Source organism: Phaeobacter sp. S60 (genome assembly GCF_000826845.1).
In the GTDB taxonomy this organism is placed as follows: domain Bacteria; phylum Pseudomonadota; class Alphaproteobacteria; order Rhodobacterales; family Rhodobacteraceae; genus Phaeobacter; species Phaeobacter piscinae.
Window position 1 is genome coordinate 1 of the sequence record NZ_JSWJ01000012.1, and the last position, 23,599, is coordinate 23,599.

Sequence of the window (23,599 nt, forward strand, 5' to 3'; positions counted from 1 at the left end):
TTGACATTACGGCAGAGCAGATCGCCTATGTGGTGGATATATTCTATGCCCGCGTGCGCGGCGATGCGGTACTGGGGCCGGTGTTTTCGGCGCATGTGGAGGATTGGCCGGAGCATGAGGCGCTGATCACCCGGTTCTGGCGCAATGCCATCCTGCGGGAGAAATGTTACAGCGGCAATCCGATGCGGGTGCATGTCAGCCGGCCGGATGTAAAGCCCGAGCATTTTGCGATCTGGTTGGGCCTGTTTCACGAGGTCTTGCAGGCGGAGCTGCCGGAACGAACCGCGCTGCAATGGGGCGCCCTGGCGGACCGGATCGGCGAAGGGTTTCGCACCGGGATCGTCGCCATGCGCCAGCCAAAAGACGCACCACCAAAGCTGTTCTGATCCGCGCAAGCACAGGTGCTCCCGCGCCGATAGATGCCCTGGCGGGGCCAGCGCCTCCTTGTGGCCTTGGGCGTGGCTCATGCGAGGCATGAGCCTGGGGCGTGTGGCTAGGTGTCTTTGGTGAAGAGGCCAGTGAGGGCGCGCTGAATAACCTTGCGGGTCCGGGGTTTCTGCGCCTTGGAGAAGGTCATCGGACGGCAGACTTCCATGGCGGCGATGCCAACGCGGGCGGAGAGCGCACCATTCACCAGACCTTCGCCGAAACGGCGGGAGAGTTTGGACAGGATCGATCCGCCCAGCACCGGTTCCAGCAGGTCATCGCCAACAGCGACAGCGCCAGTGGTCACCAGATGGGCGAGCACCGCGCGGGTAAGCCGCCAGGAGCTGAAGAAGCCGGAGCGCCCGCCGTAGATATCGGCGATGCGGCGGATCATCCGCAGCGAGGTCACCAGCGCCGTCACCACATCGGCCAACGCCAAGGGCACCAGCGCGGTTACGGTTGCGACCTGCCGGGCGCCGCCCTCAACCACGCGCAGGGCGCGGGCATCCAGCGGCGCGAGCAGCTCTGCCTCCGCCAGATGCAGCAGCGCGTCGGCGTCCATGATGTCGCTCTTGCGCTCGTCCAGTCGGGCCAACCCCCATGTGAGATCCTTGCGCCCGCGGTAAAACCGTTCCAGTCCCGCAACATAGCCGCGGGCGGCCTTCAGATCAGCTGTGGCATCAGCGGCCTGGCCCCCAGCGGGGTCGGTCGGGTCCGCTGAAAGCAGCGGTTGCGCGTTGCGCAGGCTCTCGACCCGGCGCAGGCGGGAGAGGGCTGCGAGTTCACGCAGGCCCATCAGGAGGGCCAGAAGGACGGCCACGGCAAAGCCTGCGGTGATGGCCCAGCCCAGGAGCGGCACGCGGTCAATCAGCCCGGTGACAAACTCCCAGGCCGCGACCGAGATGACCGCGCCGATCAGCGCCGTCAGACAGGCCCAGAACCAGCGCGCCAGACGCGAGGGGCGACGGCTGGCCAGCGCGGCGGCCTGCGCCAGCGCGGGCTGCGGCAGGTCGCTGCTGGCGCCGTCCAGATCCGGGACCGGCGGCGCGCTGGCCACATCCGGGGTTTCGTCTGCGGTGGCGCTGTCTGTTAGGTCGAAGAGGACGGCATCCTTGCGGCTCATGGCGTGTCCTTCTTCGGGCGATCCGGTTTGCCGGCTGAGGGCTTTGTCACTGCGGCGGTGCGGGGTTTGAGTTCAGGCTTCGACGAGGGTGCGGGCCAGATGTATTGAATATCCGGCAACCCTTCGTCGTTGCGCGCGCCATCGGTGCGGGTCTGTTCGACGAAGCCTTCGCGCAGGTAGAACCGCTGCGCGCCTTCGTTGGCCTGAAACGTCCAGAGCTGGAGCGGCGACTGCACCGATTTGGCATAATCCAGCAGCAAGCGGCCAAGCCCCTGCCCGCGCGCCGTGTCGCGCACATAAAGCGCGCAGATCTCCGCACCGTCGCGGGCCAGAAACCCCTCTACCCGTCCGTCGATCTGCGCGATGGTGACCCAGCCGCGATCAATCATGGTGCCGCAAAAGCTGATCGCCTCGGCCCCGGTGTGCTGCTTGGGCATCCAGGGGGTATCAACCTCGAAGCGGTGCAGGATCTCGGCGATCTTGCCGGCATCGGTGCTGCGCGCAACACGCAGGATGGGCGGGGATGAGGCTGTCATAGGCGATCTCCGATCAGGAATTCCGCCGCCCGGTCCAGGCGGATGTGGGGCGGGCCATCGCCGGGGCGCAGGGTCAGTGGGGCCGGTGAAAAGGCCATGGCCTGATAATCCCCATCGAGCCAGCTTTCGGCGCCCTGACGGGCCGGGGTCAGCAGGTGCGAGGGATCTTGCGGCAGGGCACCGGGATAAAACGCGGCCGGTTTGCCGCTGTCCAGAAGGGTGCCGCGCACACAAGGCAGATCGCTGCCATTGTGGCTGCGCAGCTCCTCCGTCGTGGCACGCAGCGCGGCGAGCGACAGGGCCGCCGTCTCCGCCCCGGCAAAGCGGGCGCGATCCCGCGCGTCGCGGGTCAGCGCCTCGATGATGGCGGTCAGCTGGGGGTGCTGCTGGTGATGCAGGTGATCAGCCTTGGTCGCCGCAAACAGGATTTTCTCCACCCGTTTGCCGCGCAGGATCTGGCGCAGAAAGCCGTTTCGGCCCGGACGGAAGGCCGCAAGGATATCGGTCATCGCGTGGCGCAGATCCTCCACAGCGCGGGGGCCGGAATGGATGGCGCTCAGGGCATCAACCAGCACCACCTGCCGGTCGATGCGGGCGAAGTGATCGCGAAAGAAGGGTTTGACGACCTTGGATTTATAGGCCTCAAATCGGCGCTCCATCTCGCGGTGCAGGGACCGGCGGGGAGCGGTATCCGACAGCGGGATTGGCGCGAAGGTCAGCACCGGGGAGCCCGCCAGATCGCCGGGCAGCAGGAAGCGCCCCGGTGTGCAATCATAGTAGCCAGCGGCTCGGGCGGCCTGCAGATAGGCCGCAAATGCCCCGGCCAAATCCTGCGCCAGCGGCTCATCATGCGGAGCGGTGGCGTCGGCCTTTTGCGCCAGATCCAGAAACGTCTGCGCCTGCGCGCGACCACGAATGCGGGTCAGCACCTCATCGCACCATTGAGCATAGGATTTGTCGAGAAGCGCCAGGTCCAGCAGCCACTCGCCGGGGTAATCCACGATATCCAGATGCAGCGTGCGCGGCCCCTGCAAGCCCGACAGCAGCCCGTTGGGCTGGACCCTGAGGCTGAGCCGCAGCTCAGACACGGCCCGAGTGCTGTCGGGCCAATAGGGACGCGGCCCCGTGAGGGCGCCAAGGTGATTTTCATAGTCAAAGCGGGGCACGGTGTCGTCCGGCTGGGGTTGCAGAAACGCCGTCTCAATCCGTCCTTCGCGCGCGGCAGACAGCTGCACCATACGGCCCCGGTTCATCAGATTGGCCACCAGCGAGGTGATGAACACCGTTTTGCCCGCGCGGGCCAGACCGGTGACGCCAAGGCGGATCGAGGGTTCAAACAGGCTCTCAGATAGGGAGGCGCCCGCCCCCTCGACGCTGCGCAAAACCCCGTCTGCCAGTGATGATAGTCCCAAAGGTTTGCCCCGCCTTGCGGCCCCTGCGTTGGACCGGATCCTTGTTCAATCCGACCAAGATAGGCGTTGGCGGGGCGTGATACCACCCCGGCGCAGTAGTGGCAGGGACTTGTGCCGCAACCGCAGCCGCGTTACTTGCCCGCCCATGCCGCGTTTTGCTCTGAAAGTCGAATATCACGGCGCGCCCTTCGCCGGGTGGCAGCGCCAGAAAGATCAGCCCTCGGTTCAGGGGGCGATCGAGGATGCGCTTGCGCGGCTGGAACCCGGCCCGCATACGATTGCAGCGGCGGGGCGCACGGACACCGGCGTGCATGGTCTGGGTCAAGTTGCGCATTGCGACATGGTGAAGGATTGGGATCCGTTCCGCCTGTCCGAGGCGCTGAATTTCCACCTGAAGCCAGCGCCCGTGGCGATTGTCGATTGCGCCCGTGTGGAGGGAGACTGGCACGCGCGATTTTCTGCGGTTGAGCGGCAATATCTGTTTCGCATCCTGATCCGGCGCGCCCCGGCAACCCATGAGGCCGGACAGGTCTGGCAGCTCAATCACGATCTGAACGCCGACGCGATGCAGGAGGCGGCCAATCATCTGATTGGTCAGCATGATTTCACCACCTTCCGGTCGTCGATCTGTCAGGCGGCAAGCCCGCTGAAGACACTGGACGAATTGCGGGTTGAGCGGGTTCAGGGTTTTTCAGGGCCGGAGATTCATTTTCATGTGCGCGCGCGGTCCTTCCTGCACAATCAGGTGCGCAGCTTTGTCGGCACGCTGGAGCGGGTCGGCGCGGGAGCCTGGGCGCCCGAGGATGTGAAAACCGCGCTAGAGGCCGAGGATCGCGCCGCCTGCGGGCCGGTCTGCCCCGGTCACGGGCTCTATCTGGCGCGCGTCGGATACCCTGACGATCCCTTTGAGATTGCGGAATAGTTTTCCAAGTGAGCCGTATCCGACTGCGCGATTCATTGCAGAAAAGCGTGCCAAGATTTGCGCCTGGAACTGAGAGATGGCGGCAGAGCCGGGGTCGTGATGGGCAGCCGTGGCCGTCGTCTCTAACGACCAGCTGCCGAGCGCAGGGCCAGCAGCAAAAGACGTGACACGGAATCACCACTGGATGTGCCGTCCACCCCTGCCGGCTTTGATGTCTACGGTCACCCGATCAAACGACAATCAGCGTCGGCCAGATTGTCGCCACTTCGGGCTGAAACGCATTGCGGAGCAGATACGCACCCCTCTTCCCGGCGCTGCCATCACACCACCGTAGAGCCCCTCACAACTTGGGTCCGCTGCGGTTGGATGAACGCCAAGAGGTTTGGAAGTTTACGAGCCGGAGCGCGCTGCAGAAATACGTGACCAAGAGCGCCAGAAGGATGGGTAGCGGAGTTCCGATGGCACCGGGTCAGCCGCGACCGCGGTATGGGGGCACCCCTTGGTCTGGGATCCAGACCCCTTCAGGCAGCGGGCCAGTCTGCCAGAACACATCAATCGGGATACCACCACGCGGGTACCAATAGCCGCCGATGCGCAACCACTGTGGTTCAAGAAAATCGGCCAGACGGCGCGCAATCGACACCGTGCAATCCTCGTGGAATGCGCCGTGGTTACGGAATGACCCCAGGAACAGCTTCAGCGATTTGCTCTCCACCAGCCATTTGCCCGGCACGTAGTCGATCACCAGATGGGCAAAATCGGGCTGGCCCGTCATCGGGCAGAGCGATGTGAACTCCGGCGCGGTGAAGCGTATGTTGTAGGCCACATCAGCTTGTGGATTGGGCACCCGCTCCAGCTCGGCGTCTTCGGGGCTTGCGGGCATCACCGTGGCCCCGCCCAGTTGTTTCAGGTCTTTGTAGATATCATCAGTCATTTTGTTGTCTCCTCACTCCACGCGTTCAGACGCCACGTTTGTTGCCCCAGACCAGCACATGCAGCTGCGGCAGCACACGGGGGGCAAACCAGCGGTCGGCGGTTACTTTTTCAATCAGCCAATGCAGCCGTTCGGTGGCGGCGGTCAGATCCACTGGGGTCTCGGGGTCGACCTCAGGGTTGCCCGGCTGCAGGTAGAGCGGCAGGTCAGGTCGGCGATGTGCCACCGCCTTGGCCCAATCGTAATCGCAGTCATCGAAGATCACGATTTTCAGCACGATCTGATCGCAGCCCCTGGCAGCCAACAGACAATGGTCGAATTTCTGCCAGTCCACGCGGTGGCCGCTGGAGGGCGGCTTCGGGCTAAGCACAAGCGTATCGAGGGCCGCAAACCAAGGTTGGCTGATGGAGCCCTGTGTCTCGCAGGCGAAGCGATAGCCTGCCTCCTTGCCCAAAGCGATCAGCGGCGCGAAGTTCTGAATTGCCGGGTTGCCACCTGAGAGCGAGACCGTCAGCGGCTGACCACCGCTGAGGCGGGTCACCTCCTGCCAGACCTCATCCGTGGCCATCGGCGCCCAGGTGTCGCGGTAGCGGCTGTCCACCGCATGCAGGCTGTCGCACCAGCTGCAGCGATAGTCACAGCCGCCTGCGCGGACAAATACGGTGGGTTCACCGATCAGCGCCCCTTCGCCCTGGATCGTCGGGCCAAAGATCTCCGCGATACGCAGCGTGGTCGGCGCCGAACGGCTGGCCCCCTGCCTATGCGCAGGGGAGGGTGTGTCACCGGTCGCGCGCACGGCGCGCGGTATCAGAACCTCGGTCATGGTCGGTATTCCGCCCAGGTCTTGGGCGTCTCAGACACCCGCACCGCGGCGGTTTCCGGCCAGCGGGCAGCACACCAGTCATAGAAATGGCGCGCCATGTTTTCTGCGGTGGAGGGGCCTTCCATCACATCATTCAGATGGCGGTGATCAAAGCTGCCGTCGATGTAGTTCTTCAGCGGCGCAAGCTCGTGATAATCCCGCACAAACCCATCGCTGTTCAGCTCAGAGCCCGCCAGTTCGATCACCACGATGTAGTTGTGCCCATGCAGCCGGGCACATTGGTGATCTGCTGGCAGATGCGTCAGCTGATGCGATGCGGAGAAGTGGAATTCCTTGGTGATCCGGAACATTATGCGCCCCCCTCTTTGATGGCGGTGCGCCAGAAATCCGGGTCAGCGTAGACTGTGGGATCCACGACCCCCGCCAGATCAAAGGCCTCACGGCGTTCAACGCAGGTGCCACAGCGCCCGCAGTGATGTTCGCCGCCTTTGTAGCAGGACCATGTCTCGGCAAAGGGGGTGTTCACCGCCGCGCCTTCGGCAACGATGTCTCCTTTGGAGCGATGCACAAAAGGCGTCACCAGCGACACATCGGCATAGCCATCCAGCGCCATGCGTTGCATCGCGTCGAAGGCATCGGTGAACGCCGGGCGACAGTCCGGGTAGATAAAGTGATCGCCGCCATGCACCGCCGTTGCCACGGCCGTATCGCCCTTGGCGGCGGCAATCCCATAGGCAATGGTCAGCATGATGGCATTGCGGTTTGGCACAACCGTGACCTTCATGGTCTCTTCGGCGTAATGCCCGTCCGGCACATCGATATCATCGGTCAATGCAGAACCGCTGAGCGCGGCGCCGATCGAACGCATGTCGATGATCTCATGCGGAACCCCAAGCCGTTGCCCACAGGCGGCGGCGTAATCGAGTTCCTTGCGATGACGCTGTCCATAGTCGAACGACACCAAACGCGAGAGCTGCCCTTGGGCAGCAAGAATATGGGCAAGGGACACGGAATCGAGCCCGCCCGAGCAGATGACAAGTGTTTTCAAGTTTTCAGTCCTTGTTTTGATATCCGGGTAGGCTGCGACCGGAAGGCGTGCGTATAGCGACTGCCGTTAACCACGGCAAGATATCCACAGAAAATTTCCGCCACGTCAGGATCTGCGGTGATCGACTTTGGCGTGACGTATTTTTTGGTTTCTTTTCAGATCATTAGCCCAAACACAAAAAGCGCCCTCCTAGTGGAGAGCGCCTGAGAGTGGTTTTTGGACGTCCGTTTTCCCAGCACTCCGCAAGGGGCCGGGGCAGACCGTTAACCGAGATTTTCCTGACTGTAGGCTTTCAACTCAGCCCGCGCGACCTGCCTGCGGTGGACGGCGTCCGGACCATCGGCAAGGCGCAGGGTCCGCACATGGGTCCAGGCCTGGGCCAGCGGCGTGTCCTGGCTGATGCCCTGCCCGCCGTGCATCTGCACCGCCTCGTCGATCACCTTCAGCGCGACGCGGGGGGCGACCACCTTGATCTGGCTGATCCAGGGCGCGGCAGCGCGGGCGTCCCCCTGATCCATATACCACGCCGCCTTAAGGCAGAGGAGACGCGCCATTTCGATCTCCATCCGGCATTCGGCGATGATGTCGTAGTTGGCGCCCAGCTGGGCCAGCGGCTTGCCGAAGGCCTCGCGGCGCAGTGAGCGGCGGCAGAGCTGCTCCAGCGCGCTTTCGGCCTGACCAATGGCGCGCATACAGTGGTGAATGCGGCCCGGCCCAAGGCGGCCCTGCGCGATCTCGAACCCGCGCCCCTCTCCCAGCAGCATATGATCTGCCGGAATGCGCACATTCGAAAAGCGGATATGCATATGCCCGTGGGGGGCGTCATCATGGCCGTAGACCTCCATCGGGCGCAGCACCTCAATCCCCGGCGCATCCGCAGGCACCACAACCATCGACTGGCGCTTGTGTTTGGGCAGGTCGTCGCCGCCAGTACGCACCATGACGATATAAACCTTGCAGCGCGGGTCCCCAGCCCCGGAGGCCCACCATTTTTCGCCATTCAGCACATAATCATCACCGTCGCGCACGCAGGCCATGGAGATATTGGTGGCGTCAGAGCTGGCGACATCCGGCTCCGTCATCAGATAGGCCGAGCGGATCTCTCCCTGCAGGAGCGGCGCCAGCCATTGCTGTTTCATCGCCTCGGTGCCGTAACGCTCAAACACCTCCATATTGCCGGTATCCGGCGCGGAGCAGTTGAAGACCTCCGCCCCCAGCGGCGTTTTACCCATTTCCTCAGCAAAATAGGCGTATTCCACGGTGGAGAGGCCAAAGCCCTTGTCGCTGTCGGTGAGCCAGAAATTCCACAGACCCTGCGCCTTCGCCTTGGCTTTCAGGCCTTCAAGGATTTCGGCCTGCCGGTCAGTGTATTGCCAGCGGTCGCCCTTGCCGATTTCGGCGTGATACGCGGCCTCCATCGGCATGATCTCGTCGCGGATCATCGCCGCCACCCGGTCCAGAAGCGCGCGGTTTTCGCTCCGCATTCCCAAGTTCATATCCATCCCGGCGCCTCATTTGATTGTTTCGTTTGACCGCAGCATGGCGCGCGGATTGCGGCGCTGTCCAGCCGCGTGACGGGACGTCACGGGCGGATCACCGCAGCTAGGCAAAAGAAAACGGGCCCCGAAGGGCCCGTCTGCAAGCGGTTTATTCTGCCGCCTCTGCGTAGTCCTCCATCGGGGGGCAGGTGCAGACCAGATGGCGGTCGCCGTAGGCGTTGTCGACACGGTTCACCGGCGGCCAGTATTTGTCGACCCGGAACGCCCCCGGAGGGAAGCAGCCCTGTTCGCGGGAATAGGGGCGATCCCAGTCTTTCACGAGGTCTTCCATCGTGTGGGGGGCGTTTTTCAGCGCGTTATTGTCCGCATCCATCTCACCTGCCTCAACTGCACGGATTTCCTCTCGGATCGACAGCATGGCTTCGCAGAACCGGTCCAACTCGGCCTTGGTTTCGGACTCGGTGGGTTCCACCATCAGGGTACCAGCAACGGGCCAGGACATGGTTGGTGCGTGAAAACCGCTGTCGATCAGACGTTTGGCCACATCATCCACGGTGACATTGGCGCTGGCCTCAAACGGGCGCGTGTCCAAGATGCACTCATGCGCGACGCGGCCCGTAGGTCCCTTGTAGAGCACGTCATATGCCCCTTCGAGACGCTTGGCGATGTAGTTGGCATTGAGGATCGCCACCTTCGTCGCCTGGGTCAGACCCGCACCCCCCATCATCAGGCAATAGGCCCAGCTGATGGTCAGGATGGAGGCAGAGCCGAAGGGCGCGGCCGAGACCGGGCCTTCCTCCCCGCCGGTTTCGGGGTGACCGGGCAGATGTGGCTGCAAATGCGCCTTCACCCCAATCGGACCCATGCCGGGGCCGCCACCACCATGCGGGATGGCAAAGGTTTTATGCAGGTTCAGGTGGCTCACATCGCCGCCCAGATCGCCAGGACGCGACAGGCCCACCATCGCGTTCATATTGGCGCCATCGATGTAGACCTGACCGCCGTGGTCATGGGTGATCTGGCAGACCTCATGCACGGTTTCCTCAAACACGCCATGGGTCGAGGGGTAGGTGATCATGCAGCCTGCGAGGTTTTCGGCGTGTTTCTCCGCCTTTTCACGAAAATCATCGAGGTCGATATCGCCGTTTTCGGCGGATTTCACCACCACAACTTTCCACCCCACCATCTGGGCAGAGGCCGGGTTGGTGCCATGGGCTGACATCGGGATCAGACAGATGTTGCGATGGCCCTGCCCGTTGGCGCGGTGATAGGCCGCGATGGACAGAAGGCCCGCATATTCGCCCTGCGCGCCAGAGTTCGGCTGCATGGAAATCGCGTCATAGCCGGTGATCTGGCACAGTTTCTCTGACAGGTCGCTGACCATCTCGGCGTAGCCCTGCATCTGATCAGCAGGCGCAAAGGGGTGGATATTGGCAAATTCCGGCCAGCTGAGCGGCATCATTTCTGCCGCGGCGTTGAGCTTCATCGTGCAGGAGCCTAGCGGGATCATCGCGCGGTCCAGCGCCAGATCGCGGTCGGCCAGACGGCGCATATAGCGCATCATCTCGGTCTCGGCCCGGTTCATGTGGAAAATCGGATGCGTCAGGTAATCGGATGTGCGGTGCATGTTCTCCGGCACGCGATACTCAGGCGTGAAATCATCGTCGCCGCGGCGGATGCCGAAGGCACGCCAGACCGCTTCGATGGTTTCAGAGCGGGTCACCTCATCCAGGGTGATGCCAACGCGGGTTTCGCCAACCCGGCGCAGGTTCAGCCCTTCGTCCACGGCGGATTTCAACACCGCCTCCTGCAAGGGGCCAACATCCACGGTGATCGTATCGAAGAAGGATCTGGGATCCACCCTGAAGCCTGCCTCCTCCAGCCCCTTGGCCAGACGGACAGTTTTGCGGTGGATTCGCTGCGCGATGGCTTTCAGACCCTTGGGGCCATGGAAGACCGCATACATAGACGCCATCACCGCCAGCAGGGCCTGCGCGGTACAGACGTTGGAGGTCGCTTTCTCCCGGCGGATGTGCTGTTCACGGGTTTGCAGCGACAGGCGATAGGCGCGGTTGCCATGGGCATCGACTGACACGCCGACGATGCGGCCCGGGATCGCGCGTTTATAGGCATCCTTGGTGGCCATATAGGCCGCATGCGGACCACCGGCGCCAACCGGCACGCCAAAGCGCTGAGTCGAGCCGACAGCGATGTCGGCACCCATCGCGCCCGGCTCCTTCAGCAGGGTCAGCGACAGCGGATCTGCCGCGACAACGCCGATGGCCTTATGCGCGTGCAGCTGGGCGATGTGATCAGTAAAATCGCGCACATGGCCATAGGTGCCGGGATATTGGAACAGCGCGCCAAAGACCGCCGAGGCGTCCAGCTTATCCGGGTTGCCGACGATGACCTCGATCCCCAGCGGCGCGGCGCGGGTCTGGATCACGGCGATGTTCTGCGGATGGCAGTCGCGGTCGACAAAAAACGCCTTGGCCTTTGATTTGGAGACCCGCTGCGCCACAGTCATCGCCTCGGCGCAGGCGGTCGCCTCATCCAGAAGCGAAGCATTGGCGATTTCCAGACCGGTGAGGTCTGAGATCATGGTCTGGAAGTTCAGCAGCGCCTCAAGACGGCCCTGCGAGATTTCGGGCTGATAGGGCGTGTAGGCCGTGTACCAGGCCGGGTTTTCCAGAATGTTGCGCTGGATCGCGGGCGGGGTCACGGTGCCGTGGTAGCCCTGACCAATAAGCGAGGTCTTCAGAACGTTCTTGCCCGCGACCTCACGCATGTGATGCAGCAGCTCACGTTCGGATAGGGGGCGGCCAAACTCCAGCGCGGCGGCCTGACGGATGGTGGCGGGCACGGTGTCGTTGATCAACGCGTCCAGGCTCTTGGCGCCGACCACGGCAAGCATGTCATCCATTTCCTCGGGTGACGGGCCGATGTGGCGGCGGTTGGCAAAGTCGTACGGCAGATAATCCGTGGGTTCAAAAGACATATGTCGCCCTCTTCAGCAACAGGAGGTTAAGGCAGCAGGAGGCTGCGGGCAGGCCCGATCTTGCGGCTGGTTGCCGCGATCTATGCGGGAACAGCGATCAAAAAACCCCGCCGCGCGAGAGGCGCAGGCGGGGTGGAAGGATCAACCGATGAAGTCCTTATACCCGGCTTCATCCATGTAATCGTCCATCGGCGACAGATCGGAGGGTTTGATCTTGAAGAACCAGGCATCGCCCTGCGGATCCTCATTGATCTTGCCGGGATTGTCGGCCAGCGCCTCATTCACCTCGACGATCTCACCGTCCAGCGGCGCCAGAATATCGGAGGCGGCTTTGACGGATTCGATCACGACGATCTCATCATCTTTGGACACTTCGGTGCCGACCTCGGGCAGTTCCACAAACACGACATCACCCAGCTGCTCGGCTGCGTGGCTGGTGATGCCCACTGTGATCAGATCGTCGCCTTCCGGCAGCAGCCATTCGTGTTCTTCGGTAAATTTCATCGGTCTCTTCCTTTGGAGGTGGCGCTGGCGTCAGCGTCTGCGGCGGCCCGCCCGGTTGGACGGTCGCGGTTTGGTGGTGGTGATCTGCGGCATCACGGGGATGATAACGGCGGCCTCTGCCCGGTCCCGACCAAGCAGGTCGACGCAGGGTAGGTCGACGAGAGGCGCGCCAGCGCCGGGGACCCCGCGCACATCCGCGCGGGAGAAGTCTGGTTGTCCCGAAGTCTCAGCAGCCATGCCGATCCATCCCATGTGTTTCAGGGCCGGTCCGATCCGCTGTGGTGGCATGGTCCCGGCATCAAATCGTACGCGCAGGCCATGCCTGCACGATGTGATGCCCCCTCTGTCCCTTTGCCTGAGATCGCTATCCCTTCGGCGCCCCGATGTGATCAGGGTCTCTCCAGAGTGTGTTGCGCCTGCGGTCCCTGTGGCCTGAGAGTTTCCGGGGCGGTTGCTCCTTCGGCACCAAAGTCGGCGGTCAATTGCCACCGCGCTGGTTCTCCCGCATACGCCTGTATACGCTAGCAATAATATCGTTTCTCTTCAAGCTGCAATGCCGCCGTCTGGTGGCATTTCCGACAGGTGGCATCGCCGAATCCGACAGCCGTCAAGCGATGGGCTGTGATGGCGCATAACCATCAGTAAAGATTAAAATATTCGGCCTGTTCCCATTCGCTGACAGTATCCAGATAGCGGGACCACTCGACCTCCTTCAGATGGGTGAGATAGTCAACCACATCCTCCCCCAGCGCGCTGCGAAACAGCTCCGATGAGGAGAAGGCCTGCAAGGCCTGACCCAACGAGCGCGGCAGCTTCTCCGCGTCATCAGAATAGGGCGACGCAGTTGGGGCCGGCGCCTGCCTGCCCGCCATCAGCCCTTCACTGCCCGCGATAATCTGGGCAGCCAGTGCAAAATACGGGTTGGCGGTGCTGTCTGGCGCGCGGTTTTCGATCCGGCTGGTGGGATCACCGGGCCGCATAAGCCCCCGCAGCATCGCGCCACGGTTGTCTTCTCCCCATTGCACCCGATTGGGGGCCAATTGATAGGGCAGATAGCGTTTGTAGCTGTTCACGGTTGGCGCCACCAGAATTGAGGCGGCCTCCGCATGGGTGAGCAAACCCGCAATCCAACCGCTGGCTTCAGCGGTCAGCGCGCCCGCGACCTCCGGCATGAAGAGGTTGCGCCCGCTCTGGGTGTCGATCAGCGATTGATGGATATGCCAGCCGTTGGCCATGGCATGGTCCTGCCGGGGCTTGGCCATGAAACTGGCGTGCAACCCGTTGGCAGCGCAGACCTCCTTGGCCATGGTGCGAAACATCACCATGGCGTCGGCCTGCGTCATCGGGTCAGCGGGGTCAAAAGTGAACTCGAACTGGCTCGGCCCCATCTCGATTTCCACGGTGCGCACCGGCAGGCCCAGCGCCTGCGCATGACGACGCAGGGCATCCAGAATGCCCTCGGCCTCAGCGTAGCGGGTTTCGGTCAGATACTGATACCCCTGGATGAGGTTGCGCGTCTCAACAAGTGCCCCTGGCATGCCCTGCTGGGCGTGGCCCAGCGCAGGGTCGACCCGCTCAAAAATCTGAAACTCAACCTCCAGCCCGACCACCGTCTGAAGCCCCTGCTCCGCCAGCGTTGCCACAGCATGCTCCAACACATGGGCTGAGCCGAAGGGCACGGTTGCGCCGTCGTGAAAGGCCACATGACAGAAGATCCAGGCCGAATGCGGCGACCAGGGCAGCACCCGAAAGGTCTCAGGACGCGGCACCAGCAGAACGTCACTGGCACCCTGCATCGGCGTTACCACCTCCTCCGGGTTTTCGCTCCACACCGGGAAGACAGTGCGATGCGCGGTGTCTTTCAGCAGAAGCGTTGAGGGCACCGCGATCCCCTGCTCGAACAGCGACCGCAGACCGGCAGCAACCAAGGTCTTGCCACGCAGAATGCCGTGTTGATCGGCAAACAGCACCCGCACAGTTTCCACCCGCGCGGCCTCGCATTGCGCCAATACCGCCTCCGCATCGTGGCAGGCCTGGTCCGAAAGTAGCCCGTTGCGCGCCAGCGCGCCCTTGTTGAGCGATGTTGTCATCTTGTGATCCGGCCTTCTTCCTGTACGCACCCCCGGACACCGTCACGTAACCGCCCCCAATTTGTGACGTTGCGTCCGGTAACCTCTATGCCCACCTGCTGCACCGCTTTTGTTATGCATGTGGATAATTTAAGCTTGAACTAAAAAACTAGTTCAGGTCCAGTCTCTTATCAGGAGCCAAACGGAAAAACTGCAAATTTGGCAAGGATTTCCGCATCTAGCTGAAGACCGAAAACAACATACCACTCAAGGTGGCAAAATGGGGACATCTAGGAACTCGCCAATCATGAACCAGGTCCATGGAAGTCGCACCATGGAGCCACAGACAGGATGGTGAGCCTGTTTGAGTGCATGTTGCGGTGACCGGAGGGGCGCGCTGCCGCGTATTTGTGGAATAGACAATGAGTGAACAAGACCGAAATATTTCCTCCAGCTTTGCCAAGGGGCTGGCTGTTCTGGCTGCATTTGATGCTGCAACGCCGACGCTGACACTGGCCGATATTGCCCGACGCACCGGCCAGGACCGCGCCACCGCGCGACGCGGGGCGCTGACGCTTGTGCAGGCGGGGTATCTGCGCCAGCAGGGCCGTGTCCTGTCGCTGACGCCACAGGTGCTGGCGCTGTCGGGCGGGTTTCTTCAGGCCAATCAATTTGGCCGCAAGGTACAGCCGGTGCTCAACCGTCATGCGCGCAGTCTGGGTGCGGAGATTACCCTTGCAACGCTGGATCAAGGGCGTGTGCTGCTGCTGGCGCAGTCCACAGTCGAACATGCGCCGGTCACCTACGGGTTCACGGCCGGGGCCCATATCCCGCTGGTTCACACCAGTCTGGGCCGGATGCTGCTGGGCTGTTTGTCGGCAGACGCCGCTGCTGAAACACTGGCAACAACGGATATGCCCCGCCACACCGAACAATCGCTGACCGAGCCGGAGCAGATCCTTGAGCGGGTCACGACGGCGCGACAGCGGGGCTATGCGGTGACTGACAGCGAGTTTGAGACCGGCATTATCGGCTATGCGGTGCCGGTGTCGCGCCCGGAGCAGCGGCCGATTGTTGTTGGCAGCTCCTCCCCGCGCGGGGTGAACCCGGCGCAGGATACAGAACTGTCGTTACGCGCACTGCAACTCTGCGCCGCTGAATTGCGCCAGAGCCAGGCGTTGGCTGATCTCTAAGCAGATATGCGGCGGATGGGGGCAGATGCCCCCCTGCCCTATATGCGCCATCACTGCTACCGGCCGCCGCCTCGCCGCCCGATATTCAAAATTTCGCGAAGGATGTTATCCGCAGCGCCCCCCTTGGAGCGCCGCCTGCGAGTCCGCATAAATGCAGCAAGCATCACGAAAGGACCGCCGATGACCGCGCCGCGTTATTACACCCCTCAGGGAGGCCATCCCGGTCAGGAGCAGTTGCTGACCGACCGCGCCATGTTCACCGATGCCTATGCAGTCATCCCTAAGGGCACGATGCGCGATATCACCACCTCCTATCTGCCGGGTTGGCAGGGCATGCGGATGTGGGTCATTGCCCGCCCGCTGAGCGGCTTTGCCGAGACGTTCTCGCAATATATTGTCGAACTGCAACCCGGTGGCGGCTCCGACGCGCCCGAACATGACAGCGCCGCACAATCCGTGCTGTTCGTGACGGAGGGCGAGGTTTGTCTGACCCTTGACGGGGCGCAGCATATTCTGACGCCGGGCGGCTATGCCTATATTCCGGCGGGCGCGGGCTGGACCCTGCACAACAGCAGCAACAGCGTGGCCGGGTTTCACTGGATCCGCAAACGCTGGGAGGCGGCGCCGGGGCTCGAGAAGCCCGCAAAACTGATCACCAATGAGCGCGACATTGCCCCAACAGTGATGCCGGACACCGAAGGCCGCTGGGCCACCACCCGTTTCGTCGACCCCACAGATATGTCCCATGATATGCATGTCACCATCGTCACCTTCGAACCCGGTGGCGTCATTCCGTTCCCAGAGACCCATGTGATGGAACACGGGCTGTATGTGCTGGAGGGCAAGGCTGTCTATCGCCTTAACCAGGATTGGGTCGAGGTGGAGGCCGGTGACTTCATGTGGTTGCGCGCCTTCTGCCCACAAGCCTGCTACGCGGGTGGGCCGGGGCGCTTCCGCTATCTGCTCTACAAAGACGTCAACCGGCATATGCCGCTGAGCCCACCGCGCTAACCAAGGGCACGCGTGGCCATTGCCAGAACGCGCAGCACCGTTAAGGTGTCAGGAGTAGCCAACCCCCTGCACGCGGGCCGACCTCGGCCCGCCCTGACGGAGCCTGCGCCCATGTCAATCATATCTGCCGCGTTCACAGTTGCGTTCACTGCCTTGGCTCTGGGGTTAATGACCCTGCTGGCGTATTCGGGCAGTCATCGCAGAGCATCGGTGCCCCGTGTCGCGCCTGCCCAAACAAGGCCCGGATGCCTGCGCACACATACCGCCCGGCGCGTGTGTGGTCTCGCGCTGGCAGCCGCCCTTGGCCCTGCCTTGCTGACCCTGCCGACCGCAGCCGGTGCCGGATCAGACCCCGCGGCGCAGGTAAGCGTGGTTCAGGTTCTGGGCCGCAGCTGGCATGTTGCCCCGGTGGCTGAACGGCAAAGCGAAAGCGGTCGTCTCAACTCTGGGCGTTACATGGCGCAGCGCCTGAATGCGGAACTTGACCCGTTGCGCCCACCTGCGGTTCTGAGCGCCAAACAAGCCGTCCGTGCGTTTTTCGCAGCCACCGGCTGCCGCGCGCGGATCGACAGCATGGTGCGTTCGATCAACGGAGCATATTTCGCGGATCTGGTCTGTCGTTAAGCCGCGATCAGACAGACAGCAGCCCATTGAAACACCGCGCGGGAAAATGTGACCGAAACGGAGGGCCGATTGCCGCTGTTGCGGATTGAGCCGGATGCCGCGCCCTGTCATAGCTTGGCCATGAAACTTGCAATCAACGGATTCGGCCGTATCGGCCGCGCTATTCTGCGCCAGATCCTGACCACGCCGCGCGGCGCCGGGATTGAGCTGGTTTGCATCAACGATATCGCGCCTTTGGACATGTGCGCCTATCTGTTTCAATACGACAGCACCTTTGGGCCCTACCCCGATCCGGTGGCGATCGACGGCGACAGTCTGCGCATCGCCGACCGCGTGATCCGCTTTCACCAGAGCGCGGATCTCAGCACGCTGGACCTGTCGGGTGTTGATGTGGTGCTGGAATGCACCGGCATCGCACGGACCTCGGATGTGGCGGGGCGTGGCCTGTCTGCCGGGGCGCGCAAGGTGCTGATCTCCGGCCCCTCCCCCGCAGCTGAACGCACGGTTGTTCTGGGCGCAAATGAGGCGGAGCTGGGGGATGGAAGGATCATCTCCAACGCCTCCTGCACCACCAATGGGCTGGCCCCGCTGGTCAAACTGCTGGACGCGGAGCTGGGCATCAACAGCGCCCATATGACCACGATCCACTGCTATACGAATTCCCAGCCGATGGTCGATGCGCCGCGAGGGGATTTTGCCCGCTCGCGAGGTGGCGCGCTCTCGATGGTGCCGACCACGACCTCCGCGACCCATCTGATTGACGAGGTTCTGCCGCATCTGGCGGGGCGGATCAGCGGCGCTGCGGTACGGGTCCCGACCGCCAGCGTCTCCGCCGTGGATCTGGTGGTGCAGACAGAGCGCCCGATGCAGGGCGATCAGATTGCCGACGTGCTGCGCGCCGCCGTCGAGGCCGCGCCAGTGCTGGGCTGGACCGATCAACCGCTGGTCTCCTCCGATCTGCGGGCACGCCCGGAATCGCTGGTCATCGCCGGACCGGAAACACGGGTGACGGGCGCCCATCAGCTGCGAATGTTTGGCTGGTACGACAATGAATGGGGCTTTTCCGCGCGAATGCTGGATATGGCGCGGCTGATGGCCGAGGGCGCATAACACGCCAAGCCTCCCCCGACCGGATTTGGCATATTCTTCGCAAAAATGGGGGCCGCGCAAATCTGCTGCGGCCCCTATTTTCTGTTCTGACTTAGGCCGGTAGCGTTATTCCCCCGGCAGGCTGCCCCGGCCCTGACCGGAAAGGCCGCCGGAAACCTCTTCCGTGGATTCGCTGGCAAGCTCATGCGGCAGCACCAGGTTCAGGACAATGGCGATCAGCGCCGCTGGCAGCAGGCCAGAGGTCATCAGGATCCGCAGCGTGTCCGGCAGATGCTGCACCGCGCCCGGCTCCAGCTGCAGCCCCAGCCCGATGGAGAGTGAGATCGCAAAGATCACCATGTTGCGGCGGTTCCAGTCCACATCCGACAGCATCGAAATCCCGGCGGCCACCACCATGCCGAACATGACAATGACGCCGCCGCCCAGCACCTCAATCGGAATGGTGCGAATGATCGCGCCGACCTTGGGCACCAGCCCGCAGAGGATCAGGAACAGCGCGCCAATCGTGACGACATGGCGGCTCATCACGCCGGTCATGGCGATCAGGCCAACGTTCTGACTGAAGGAAGTATTGGGCAGGCCGCCAAACACACCTGCCAGCGCAGAGCCGAAACCATCGGCATAGGTCGCCCCGGCGATTTCCTTATCCGTGGCTTCCCGGCCTGCACCCCCACGGGCGATGCCGCTGACGTCCCCGACGGTTTCCACCGCCGAGACCAGCGCCATGAGACAAAAGCCGAGGATCGCCGCTGCGGAAAACTCGATCCCGTATTTGAACGGCACCGGCAGGGCAAAGGCACTGGCGCGCGACCAGCTGTTACCGATCGCCTCAACCGTGACCATCCCCATCATCATCGCATAGAGGTAGCCCACGATCAGCCCCAGCAACACCGCCGAGATCGACAGCATCCCACGGGCGAAGAATTTCAGCCCCAAGGTGACGATGATCACCACCAGCGCCGCTGACCAGTTGAGCAGAGATCCATATTCCGGGGTGCCAATCGCAGGCACGCCGCCGGCCGCGTATTGGATACCCACCTTGACCAGCGCGAGACCGATCATCGTGACCACCAGCCCGGTGACCAGCGGCGGCAGGGCAAAGCGGATGCGCCCGATGAAAAGGCCCAATACCGCATGGAACAGCCCCCCGATCAGCACGCCGCCAAACAGGGCGGCCAGCGCGTCAACTCCCTTGCCCGCAACCAGCGGGATCATGATCGGCAGAAAGGCAAAGCTGGTGCCCTGCACAATTGGCAGCGCCGCGCCAACCGGCCCGAGGGTCAGCGTCTGCAGCAGCGTCGCCACCCCGGCAAACAGCATCGACATCTGGATCAAATACAACAGCTCGGGAAAATCCGGAGAGTTCGAGCCAAATCCAAATCCCGCCGCCCCGGCGACGATGATGGCAGGGGTCACGTTTGAAACGAACATTGCCAGCACGTGCTGGATGCCCAGAGGCACCGCCTTTGCCAGCGGTGGGGTGTAGTTGGGATCGCGCAGCTGGGCTGGCGTTCCGATTGAGCCGTCGGCCATGGTTTTGTCCCTCTCTGTTGATATGCGGTCTGTTGGTCCGTCTTGGTTTGCGGTGTGTCAGCACTCTCGTTCGGCGGAGTGCTTTATGGGAAAGAAAAGGGCGCAAGGCCCGGTGGGGCGCTGCGCCTTTGTTTGTGCGGTTACGGTCGGATCACCTGATAGGGGGTGTCGAACCAATGCTCTTCCAGATTGGCCCCGTCGCCGATCCGGTCCACCACGGCAAACAGCCCCGGTGCGGTCAGCGGCGTCAACACCCCGTGCCAAGTGCCCCGATGGAAGTTGATGGCCTGGCCAGGCCGCGTTTCAAAGGCCAGCGGCTCCCCCGGTGCGCCGCCCGCATCCGGCGCGACGATGACCAGAAATCCGGTCTCGCTCATCGGGATGAAGGCCTGGCTGCCCTCCGGGTGACGTTCCACCATCAACAAAGGCATCGGCAGCGCGCGCGGTTCAGCGTTGAACAGGCTCAGCCCCGCGCGGCCAGTGCTGAAGTCCAGTTGCGCGCGGTCATGGTATCGCCCACAGAGCCCCTGATTGATGATCTTGTCCGGTGCCCCGCTGCAATCGACAAGATCCCCGAAGGGGGCAAACCCCTCAGCGCTGATGGGTTGGATTGCAACGGTTTTCATCGCGGGTCCCCGCATTTTGGGCACCCAAAGGACGATGGGCAGGTCATGGCAGCAGATCCTTCAGCCGGAATTCCGCGATACGTTCGACCTGTCGGCAGGCTTCGGCGAATTCGCAGGCCCGATCATGGCTGATACGCCGCTCAAAGGCGGCCAAAATCGACGCCTTATCATGGTCGCGCACTGCAATAATGAAAGGAAAGCCGTGTTTTTCCACATAGGCCGTGTTCAGTTGCGTAAACCGTGTGCGCTCCGCGTCCGTCAGCGCATCCAGCCCGGCGGAGGCCTGTTCATTCGTGCTTTCGGCGGTGAGGCGCTTGGCAGCGGCCAGTTTGCCCGCCAGATCCGGGTGCGCGGTCAGCACGCCCAGCCGCTCCTCCTCGCTGGCGGAGCGAAACATCCGACAGAGCGCATTATGCAGCCCTATCGCACGATCATGCGCGGGCCCCAGCTCCAGATCATGGGCCCGTTCCGCAATCCACGGCGAATGTTCGAAAATACCGCCATACGCCTCGACAAACCGTGCGCGGGTCATCTGGCTGGGTCGCTCGCGACGCTGATGCGGATGGGTTTTGGCCCAGTGGTCGGCGATATCGATGCGGCGCGGACACCACACGCCGTCAAATCCCTGGATATAGTCGATAAACCGCTTCAGCCCCGCCGCTTTGCCCGGGCGGCCGATGAGACGGCAATGCAGCCCGACCGACATCATCTTGGGCGCGCCCGCTTCGCCCTCGGCGTAGAGCAGGTCAAAGGCGTCCTTCAGATACTGATAGAACTGCTCCCCCGTGATGTAACCCGGCGCCGTGGCGAAGCGCATATCGTTGGCTTCGAGCGTGTAGGGGATGATCAGCTGATCCCGCGCGCCAACCTCAAGCCAGTAGGGCAGATCGTCGTCATAGGTGTCGGACACGTAGTCAAAGCCGCCCTCTTCAGCCACCAGACGCACGGTATTTTCACTGCAGCGCCCGGTGTACCAGCCGCGCGGGCGCGTGCCGACAACCTCCGTATGCAGGCGGATTGCCTCGGCAATCGCGGCGCGCTCCTCCTCTTCGGCCATGTCCTTGTGTTCGACCCATTTCAACCCGTGGGAAGCGATTTCCCAATCGGCGGCCTTCATCGCGGCGACCTGTTCAGGTGCCCGCGCCAGGGCGCTGGCCACGCCGTAGATGGTGACGGGAATATCCGCAGCAGTGAACATGCGGTGCAGCCGCCAGAACCCGGCCCGCGCCCCATAGTCGTAGATCGATTCCATGTTCCAATGTCGTTGTCCCGGCCAGGGCGCCGCACCGGCGATATCGGACAGAAACGCCTCCGACCCCGCATCGCCGTGCAGGATATTGTTCTCGCCGCCCTCCTCAAAGTTCAGCACAAACTGCACCGCGACCTTGGCCTTACCCGGCCAGGCTGCATCGGGCGGCGTCGCGCCATATCCGATCATGTTGCGGGGATATCTGTTCATTGCCGGGGGCCTCTTTGCAAACGACTGTCAGTCATTACTATGGCAGAAGATCTACGCGATTTTTCAAATATTCCCGAATACACTATCAGATCTCACAGGTTTGCGGCCTCTGGCCCCATCGGGCAGAGGTAGCGCGACAGCAGGAGGATACAGAATGACCACACGGACCGAGCCCGGCTATCTCACCACACATGTGCTGGACACCGCCCGGGGCTGCCCGGCGGCGGGGCTGCCGATCCGGCTCTATCGGCTGGACGGGCGCGGACGCGCGGAGATAGCCAGCATGTCAACCAATGCTGACGGGCGTACCGACAGTCCGATCTTGCCAAAGGAAGATTTTGTGACCGGCAGCTATGAGCTGGTGTTTGAGGCCGGCGAGTATTTGCGGGCCAGCGGGCAGGCCTCAGGTGAGGTGCTGTTTCTGGATGAAGTTCCCATTCGTTTTGGCATCACGGATGACAGCGCGCATTACCACGTGCCTCTGCTGCTGTCGCCGTTTGGATATTCCACATACCGCGGAAGCTGAACGCCGCCGCGCCCTTGCGCGGCCATGCCCAACGGCAGCGGCCCTCCGGCAGGAGGGTTGCAGCGGGCGGGAGGGGGTTGTTGCCCTAGGCGGATGGCGTCTCCGCCTGATCAGCCCCGGAACCGTCATCCAGGTTGCGATCCGACTGAGCCCCATCGGCGCGCAGTGCCGCAGCCAGCCGCGCGGTCATATACTCCATGAACAGGCGCGTCTTGGGGTCCTGATGGCGGCGGTGCGTATAAAGACAGGCCAACTGCACCGGCACCGGCGGTGTTGCCTCGGCAACCGGAACCAACCGCCCAGCCGCCAGATGTTCGGCCACCTCGAACAGCGGTTTCAGCACCACGCCCTCCCCTGCCAGCGCCCAATCGGTCAACACATCGCCGTCGTCGCATTCATAGCGACCGCTCACCGCAAAGCGGCGCGGACCCTCGCTGGTCTGCAGCAGCCATTGAAACTCACTCGCCCCCGGATAGCGCAGGTTCAGACAGTCGTGGCCATCGCGCAACAAGGCTGACCCATCGGCAGGCAGCCCCCGTCGCGCCACATAGGCAGGCGACGCGCACAGCACCCGTTGGCAGTCTGCAATCTTGCGGATACGCAGGTTGCTATCCTCTGGTTGGCCAAGGAAAAACGCCAGATCCAGCCCCTCGCTGGTCAGATCCACGGCCCGATCGGAAAGGCGCAGGCGCAGGTTGATTTCGGGATATGTCGCCAGAAACTCCGGCGTCTGTGGCGCCAGCAGCCGTCGCCCAAGCCCCAGAGGTGCCGCCACAAACAGGGTGCCACGTGGCGTATCGGTCAGATGCATCACCTTGGCCTCAGCCACGTCAACCGCATCCAGCACCGCAACCGCCCCGTCATAAAACGCGCGCCCCTGCTCGGTTGCGGTCAGATTGCGGGTGGTGCGCTGAAACAGGCGCACGCCGAGATACTCCTCCAGCTGCGAGATCCGCGCTGAGGTCACAGCTGGCGACACCCTGAGGTCACGCCCTGCGGCTGACATCGACCCCAGTTCATAGACCCGGACAAAGGTGCGGATATTGTCGAGATAAGACATGACAGAGGCCTGCGATTGTTCCAGAATTTTTGATACAGTTTGGCAGTATATGGGAATACCGAAGAAACCCGGCTTTGCCTAGGGTGACTGAGCTGCGTTACGGGGCTGTCCCGCCGCGCAGGATGAGATGTAACCAAGCCTGCGGTCACGGACCCCAAGGGCG

Annotated in this window: 23 protein-coding genes and 2 riboswitches; of the genes, 7 read left to right on the forward strand and 16 right to left on the reverse strand. The window is 62.9% G+C overall.

From position 1 onward, the window contains the following. A partial coding sequence (locus OO25_RS12020) for a group III truncated hemoglobin (RefSeq protein WP_040180350.1) occupies positions 1-386 on the forward strand: 386 nt, incomplete at its 5' end. 107 nt (positions 387-493) lie between these two features. Here OO25_RS12020 and OO25_RS12025 read toward each other — a convergent pair. Genes OO25_RS12025 through OO25_RS12035 form a run of 3 tightly spaced genes read right to left on the reverse strand, consistent with a single transcriptional unit; the run spans position 494 to position 3,497 of the window. Then, on the reverse strand, positions 494-1,549 hold the full coding sequence (locus tag OO25_RS12025) for a YcjF family protein (protein ID WP_040180352.1): 1,056 nt from the start codon (positions 1,547-1,549) through the stop codon (positions 494-496). Beyond that, positions 1,546-2,085: a GNAT family N-acetyltransferase gene (locus tag OO25_RS12030; RefSeq protein WP_040180354.1), complete on the reverse strand. Its 540-nt coding sequence runs from the start codon at positions 2,083-2,085 to the stop codon at positions 1,546-1,548. The genes OO25_RS12025 and OO25_RS12030 overlap by 4 nt, the downstream gene beginning before the upstream one ends. Continuing rightward, the gene (locus OO25_RS12035) at positions 2,082-3,497 is read right to left on the reverse strand and encodes a YcjX family protein (RefSeq protein ID WP_040180355.1); all 1,416 of its coding nucleotides are present in this window, start codon (positions 3,495-3,497) and stop codon (positions 2,082-2,084) included. Before OO25_RS12035 ends, OO25_RS12030 begins: the two co-directional genes overlap by 4 nt. A 145-nt stretch (positions 3,498-3,642) precedes the next feature. Between OO25_RS12035 and truA the strand changes: the two genes are divergently transcribed. Further along, positions 3,643-4,419 carry a tRNA pseudouridine(38-40) synthase TruA gene (truA, locus tag OO25_RS12040; RefSeq protein ID WP_040180358.1) on the forward strand — a complete coding sequence of 259 codons (777 nt, stop codon included), beginning with the start codon at positions 3,643-3,645 and terminating at the stop codon, positions 4,417-4,419. A gap of 469 nt (positions 4,420-4,888) precedes the next feature. Here the strand turns inward: truA and queF are convergent, their stop codons facing one another. The 9 genes from queF to OO25_RS12085 all read right to left on the reverse strand — a co-directional run bounded on the left by queF (position 4,889) and on the right by OO25_RS12085 (position 14,315). Then, entirely contained in the window at positions 4,889-5,353 is a 465-nt protein-coding gene (queF, locus tag OO25_RS12045) for a preQ(1) synthase (RefSeq protein ID WP_040180360.1), read from the reverse strand. A gap of 25 nt (positions 5,354-5,378) precedes the next feature. Then, positions 5,379-6,176, reverse strand: a complete 798-nt coding sequence (queE, locus tag OO25_RS12050; protein WP_242407040.1) for a 7-carboxy-7-deazaguanine synthase QueE — start codon at positions 6,174-6,176, stop codon at positions 5,379-5,381. Then, positions 6,173-6,526, reverse strand: a complete 354-nt coding sequence (gene queD, locus OO25_RS12055) for a 6-carboxytetrahydropterin synthase QueD (RefSeq protein ID WP_040180361.1) — start codon at positions 6,524-6,526, stop codon at positions 6,173-6,175. Before queD ends, queE begins: the two co-directional genes overlap by 4 nt. Further along, positions 6,526-7,224: a 7-cyano-7-deazaguanine synthase QueC gene (queC, locus tag OO25_RS12060; RefSeq protein ID WP_040180362.1), complete on the reverse strand. Its 699-nt coding sequence runs from the start codon at positions 7,222-7,224 to the stop codon at positions 6,526-6,528. Before queC ends, queD begins: the two co-directional genes overlap by 1 nt. Before the next feature lie 263 nt (positions 7,225-7,487). Beyond that, positions 7,488-8,726 (reverse strand): acyl-CoA dehydrogenase family protein, encoded by a 1,239-nt coding sequence (locus OO25_RS12065; RefSeq protein WP_040180364.1) that lies wholly within the window; start codon positions 8,724-8,726, stop codon positions 7,488-7,490. Positions 8,727-8,871: 145 nt separating this feature from the next. Next, positions 8,872-11,721: an aminomethyl-transferring glycine dehydrogenase gene (gene gcvP / locus OO25_RS12070; RefSeq protein WP_040180366.1), complete on the reverse strand. Its 2,850-nt coding sequence runs from the start codon at positions 11,719-11,721 to the stop codon at positions 8,872-8,874. A gap of 141 nt (positions 11,722-11,862) precedes the next feature. Beyond that, positions 11,863-12,225, reverse strand: coding sequence for a glycine cleavage system protein GcvH (gcvH, locus tag OO25_RS12075; protein WP_024098303.1), 363 nt, complete (start codon positions 12,223-12,225; stop codon positions 11,863-11,865). A 30-nt stretch (positions 12,226-12,255) separates the two neighbouring features. Continuing rightward, positions 12,256-12,462: a hypothetical protein gene (locus OO25_RS12080; protein ID WP_139044781.1), complete on the reverse strand. Its 207-nt coding sequence runs from the start codon at positions 12,460-12,462 to the stop codon at positions 12,256-12,258. Between the two features lie 102 nt (positions 12,463-12,564). Continuing rightward, positions 12,565-12,633: riboswitch (glycine riboswitch) on the reverse strand. 1 nt (position 12,634) lies between these two features. Then, positions 12,635-12,740: riboswitch (glycine riboswitch) on the reverse strand. 123 nt (positions 12,741-12,863) lie between these two features. Next, a complete protein-coding gene (locus OO25_RS12085; RefSeq protein WP_040180369.1) occupies positions 12,864-14,315 on the reverse strand; it encodes a glutamine synthetase family protein in 1,452 nt (483 codons plus the stop codon). A gap of 401 nt (positions 14,316-14,716) precedes the next feature. Here OO25_RS12085 and OO25_RS12090 point away from each other — a divergent pair, with 401 nt between their 5' ends. The 4 genes from OO25_RS12090 to OO25_RS12105 all read left to right on the forward strand — a co-directional run bounded on the left by OO25_RS12090 (position 14,717) and on the right by OO25_RS12105 (position 18,232). Next, positions 14,717-15,487 (forward strand): IclR family transcriptional regulator C-terminal domain-containing protein, encoded by a 771-nt coding sequence (locus OO25_RS12090; RefSeq protein ID WP_040180370.1) that lies wholly within the window; start codon positions 14,717-14,719, stop codon positions 15,485-15,487. A gap of 180 nt (positions 15,488-15,667) precedes the next feature. Then, a complete protein-coding gene (locus OO25_RS12095) occupies positions 15,668-16,498 on the forward strand; it encodes a bifunctional allantoicase/(S)-ureidoglycine aminohydrolase (protein ID WP_175304828.1) in 831 nt (276 codons plus the stop codon). 111 nt (positions 16,499-16,609) lie between these two features. Continuing rightward, a complete protein-coding gene (locus OO25_RS12100; protein WP_040180377.1) occupies positions 16,610-17,122 on the forward strand; it encodes a hypothetical protein in 513 nt (170 codons plus the stop codon). Between the two features lie 48 nt (positions 17,123-17,170). Continuing rightward, positions 17,171-18,232, forward strand: coding sequence for a type I glyceraldehyde-3-phosphate dehydrogenase (locus OO25_RS12105; RefSeq protein ID WP_040180378.1), 1,062 nt, complete (start codon positions 17,171-17,173; stop codon positions 18,230-18,232). A gap of 105 nt (positions 18,233-18,337) precedes the next feature. Here the strand turns inward: OO25_RS12105 and OO25_RS12110 are convergent, their stop codons facing one another. The 3 genes from OO25_RS12110 to puuE all read right to left on the reverse strand — a co-directional run bounded on the left by OO25_RS12110 (position 18,338) and on the right by puuE (position 21,850). Continuing rightward, entirely contained in the window at positions 18,338-19,765 is a 1,428-nt protein-coding gene (locus OO25_RS12110; RefSeq protein ID WP_040180380.1) for a uracil-xanthine permease family protein, read from the reverse strand. A gap of 140 nt (positions 19,766-19,905) precedes the next feature. Then, a complete protein-coding gene (locus OO25_RS12115; RefSeq protein WP_040180382.1) occupies positions 19,906-20,391 on the reverse strand; it encodes an ureidoglycolate lyase in 486 nt (161 codons plus the stop codon). Between the two features lie 43 nt (positions 20,392-20,434). Continuing rightward, positions 20,435-21,850 carry an allantoinase PuuE gene (gene puuE / locus OO25_RS12120; protein ID WP_040180383.1) on the reverse strand — a complete coding sequence of 472 codons (1,416 nt, stop codon included), beginning with the start codon at positions 21,848-21,850 and terminating at the stop codon, positions 20,435-20,437. Between the two features lie 154 nt (positions 21,851-22,004). Here puuE and uraH point away from each other — a divergent pair, with 154 nt between their 5' ends. Continuing rightward, a complete protein-coding gene (uraH, locus tag OO25_RS12125) occupies positions 22,005-22,376 on the forward strand; it encodes a hydroxyisourate hydrolase (protein WP_040172655.1) in 372 nt (123 codons plus the stop codon). A gap of 85 nt (positions 22,377-22,461) precedes the next feature. Here uraH and OO25_RS12130 read toward each other — a convergent pair whose 3' ends face one another. Continuing rightward, positions 22,462-23,436 carry a LysR family transcriptional regulator gene (locus OO25_RS12130; RefSeq protein WP_040180385.1) on the reverse strand — a complete coding sequence of 325 codons (975 nt, stop codon included), beginning with the start codon at positions 23,434-23,436 and terminating at the stop codon, positions 22,462-22,464. Positions 23,437-23,599: the final 163 nt, after the last annotated feature.

Excerpts from the sequence above, each read along its gene's own strand:
- OO25_RS12110 (WP_040180380.1), bottom strand. The coding sequence starts at position 19,765 with ATGGCCGACGGCTCAATCGGAACGCCAGCCCAGCTGCGCGATCCCAAC.
- OO25_RS12080 (WP_139044781.1), bottom strand. The coding sequence starts at position 12,462 with ATGGCTGCTGAGACTTCGGGACAACCAGACTTCTCCCGCGCGGATGTG.
- queD (WP_040180361.1), bottom strand. The coding sequence starts at position 6,526 with ATGTTCCGGATCACCAAGGAATTCCACTTCTCCGCATCGCATCAGCTG.
- OO25_RS12030 (WP_040180354.1), bottom strand. The coding sequence starts at position 2,085 with ATGACAGCCTCATCCCCGCCCATCCTGCGTGTTGCGCGCAGCACCGAT.
- queF (WP_040180360.1), bottom strand. The coding sequence starts at position 5,353 with ATGACTGATGATATCTACAAAGACCTGAAACAACTGGGCGGGGCCACG.
- OO25_RS12100 (WP_040180377.1), top strand. The coding sequence starts at position 16,610 with ATGTCAATCATATCTGCCGCGTTCACAGTTGCGTTCACTGCCTTGGCT.
- OO25_RS12115 (WP_040180382.1), bottom strand. The coding sequence starts at position 20,391 with ATGAAAACCGTTGCAATCCAACCCATCAGCGCTGAGGGGTTTGCCCCC.
- uraH (WP_040172655.1), top strand. The coding sequence starts at position 22,005 with ATGACCACACGGACCGAGCCCGGCTATCTCACCACACATGTGCTGGAC.
- puuE (WP_040180383.1), bottom strand. The coding sequence starts at position 21,850 with ATGAACAGATATCCCCGCAACATGATCGGATATGGCGCGACGCCGCCC.
- OO25_RS12065 (WP_040180364.1), bottom strand. The coding sequence starts at position 8,726 with ATGGATATGAACTTGGGAATGCGGAGCGAAAACCGCGCGCTTCTGGAC.
- OO25_RS12095 (WP_175304828.1), top strand. The coding sequence starts at position 15,668 with ATGACCGCGCCGCGTTATTACACCCCTCAGGGAGGCCATCCCGGTCAG.
- OO25_RS12090 (WP_040180370.1), top strand. The coding sequence starts at position 14,717 with ATGAGTGAACAAGACCGAAATATTTCCTCCAGCTTTGCCAAGGGGCTG.
- gcvP (WP_040180366.1), bottom strand. The coding sequence starts at position 11,721 with ATGTCTTTTGAACCCACGGATTATCTGCCGTACGACTTTGCCAACCGC.
- OO25_RS12025 (WP_040180352.1), bottom strand. The coding sequence starts at position 1,549 with ATGAGCCGCAAGGATGCCGTCCTCTTCGACCTAACAGACAGCGCCACC.
- OO25_RS12085 (WP_040180369.1), bottom strand. The coding sequence starts at position 14,315 with ATGACAACATCGCTCAACAAGGGCGCGCTGGCGCGCAACGGGCTACTT.
- queE (WP_242407040.1), bottom strand. The coding sequence starts at position 6,176 with ATGACCGAGGTTCTGATACCGCGCGCCGTGCGCGCGACCGGTGACACA.
- gcvH (WP_024098303.1), bottom strand. The coding sequence starts at position 12,225 with ATGAAATTTACCGAAGAACACGAATGGCTGCTGCCGGAAGGCGACGAT.
- truA (WP_040180358.1), top strand. The coding sequence starts at position 3,643 with ATGCCGCGTTTTGCTCTGAAAGTCGAATATCACGGCGCGCCCTTCGCC.
- OO25_RS12130 (WP_040180385.1), bottom strand. The coding sequence starts at position 23,436 with ATGTCTTATCTCGACAATATCCGCACCTTTGTCCGGGTCTATGAACTG.